The organism is Trebonia sp. (assembly GCF_049794275.1).
Classification (GTDB): Bacteria; Actinomycetota; Actinomycetes; order Streptosporangiales; family Streptosporangiaceae; genus Trebonia.
In genome coordinates, this window is record NZ_JBARCR010000562.1 from 1 (window position 1) to 1906 (window position 1906).

The window sequence follows — 1906 nt, forward strand, 5'->3', positions numbered from 1 at the left end:
CGCTCGGCTAGCAGCCGCGGCGACCCGATCCGCGGGAGCGGCGATCGCGGTATTAGACGGGCGGCGGGCCGTCAGACGGGCGGCGGGGGCGGCGCGGCAGCCGGCTGCGGTGCACCACCTGGATGGACGGGTCGGTGGCGTCTTCCCTGGCCGGGGAGAAGATATCGGGCTCCAGGTAGATCGTCTCCGCGATGGGCACCGCGTCACGCACCCGCCGTTCCGCGGCGTCGATCCTGGTCACCAGGTCCGCCGCCGGCAGCGACCCCGGCACCGCGACCTTCGCGGCCACCAGGAGCGAGTCCGGGCCGACGTGGGAGGTCCGCAGGTGAATCACCTGGAAACCCTCGGGGCCGTCCTCCAGGGCCCGGACAATCGAGGCCGACATCTCCGCGTTCGCCGACTCGCCGAGCAGCAGGCTCTTCGTCTCGAAGCCGACCACGAACGCCGCGCAGGCAAGCAAGACGCCCACCGCCACCGAGCCCGCGCCGTCCCACGCGCCGTTGCCGGTCACCACGGACAGCAGTACGCCGAGAAACGCGAACCCGAGGCCGAGCAGCGCGGCCAGGTCCTCGAGCAGGACGACGGGCAGTTCCGGTGACTTCGTGGCGTGCACGAAGCCCCGCCAGCCCTGCCGCCCGCGCTCCTTGTTCGCTTCCCTGACCGCGGTGCGCAGCGAGAACGACTCGAGCACGGCGCACACGGCGAGCACGACGAACGCAACCGCCGGCACTCGCACCTCTTCGGGCGACAGAATCTTGTGCACCCCGTCGTAGATGGAGAAGACCGCGCCGACGGTGAACAGCAGGACCGCCACCACGAAGGCGTAGAAGTACCGCTCCCGGCCGAACCCGAACGGGTGCAGCTCGGTCCGCGCGCGCCGCGACCTGCCGCTGCCGATCAGCAGGAGCAGCTCGTTGCCGGTGTCGGCGACCGAGTGCACGGACTCGGCGAGCATCGACGCGGAGCCCGTGACGAGAAACGCGGCGAACTTGGTGATCGCGATTCCCAGGTTGACCGCGAGCGCGGCGATGACGGCCTTCATCGGCGAGCTACACCGAACGTTCCGCGAGGTCGCGCAGGTCCTTGATCGCCGCGATCGCGAGCGGGTCGATCCCGCACGCGATCCCGAGGTACACCGAGGCGTAGTCCAGCAGCTGCACGGCCGAAGCCAGCCGCAGCAGCGGGGTGTCCCCGTCCATCGCGATCTCAGAGACCTCGGCGCCGCGCCCCTCGGCCAGCGACACCGCCGCCGTCCGCACCCGCGTGACGGACGGGTGCTCCCCGGCGGGGTCGGCGAGCAGCACGAGCCGGAGCATCGGGCCGTCCGCCGCGTCGTCGTCCAGGCCAGCATCGTCGTCTGAGAACTCGTCGAACGCGGCGTCAGTCAAATCCTCCGCCGCGGGGAACTCCGGTTCAGGCGCGGGCACGAACGGCCCGTCGAGGGTCGCCACCTGGTCGTATCCGGCCGCGGGCAGCGCGCCGAAGATCGCCGGGTATTTCGCGTTCGCGGCGAGCTGCGACGCGAACCGCCGCGCGGCGGCCGCGGCCACCAGCGACCCGCCCCAGACCATCGGGAGCCGCCCGGCCAGGTCGAGCGCGAGCGACTTGCCCGGGTTGACGAACGATTCGCTGGCCGGGCGGCACTGGTGCGAGATGTCCTCCATCGCGGTCGCCGCGGCCTCGTACGTGTCGTCCTCGACGCGCGCCACGCCGAGCCTGGAGCCGACCACCAGCAGCGGCACCGTCAGCGCCCACGGCGTGGACCTGACAGGCCCGCCGGAGTCCACCGGGATGAACGTGCCCCTGGCTCGCTGCGCCAGCTCGTGCAGCGGCGAGCCGGGCGCGCCGACCACGACAAGCTCGCAGCCGCGGCGGGTGGCCTCGGTGGCGAGCGCGACCGGCTCGG

The 1906-nt window shown here is 72.5% G+C and carries 2 protein-coding genes; both read right to left on the reverse strand.

Features of this window, described 5'->3' with window-relative positions; all coding sequences use genetic code 11:
* Positions 1-52: 52 nt before the first annotated feature.
* Complete coding sequence (locus WA805_RS15380; RefSeq protein WP_422278084.1) at positions 53-1042, reverse strand: cation diffusion facilitator family transporter; 990 nt, start codon at positions 1040-1042, stop codon at positions 53-55.
* Between the two features lie 7 nt (positions 1043-1049).
* The coding region (locus WA805_RS15385; RefSeq protein ID WP_425242656.1) for an SIS domain-containing protein at positions 1050-1906 on the reverse strand (857 nt) is incomplete at its 5' end.

Excerpts from the sequence above, each read along its gene's own strand:
- WA805_RS15380 (WP_422278084.1), bottom strand. The coding sequence starts at position 1,042 with ATGAAGGCCGTCATCGCCGCGCTCGCGGTCAACCTGGGAATCGCGATC.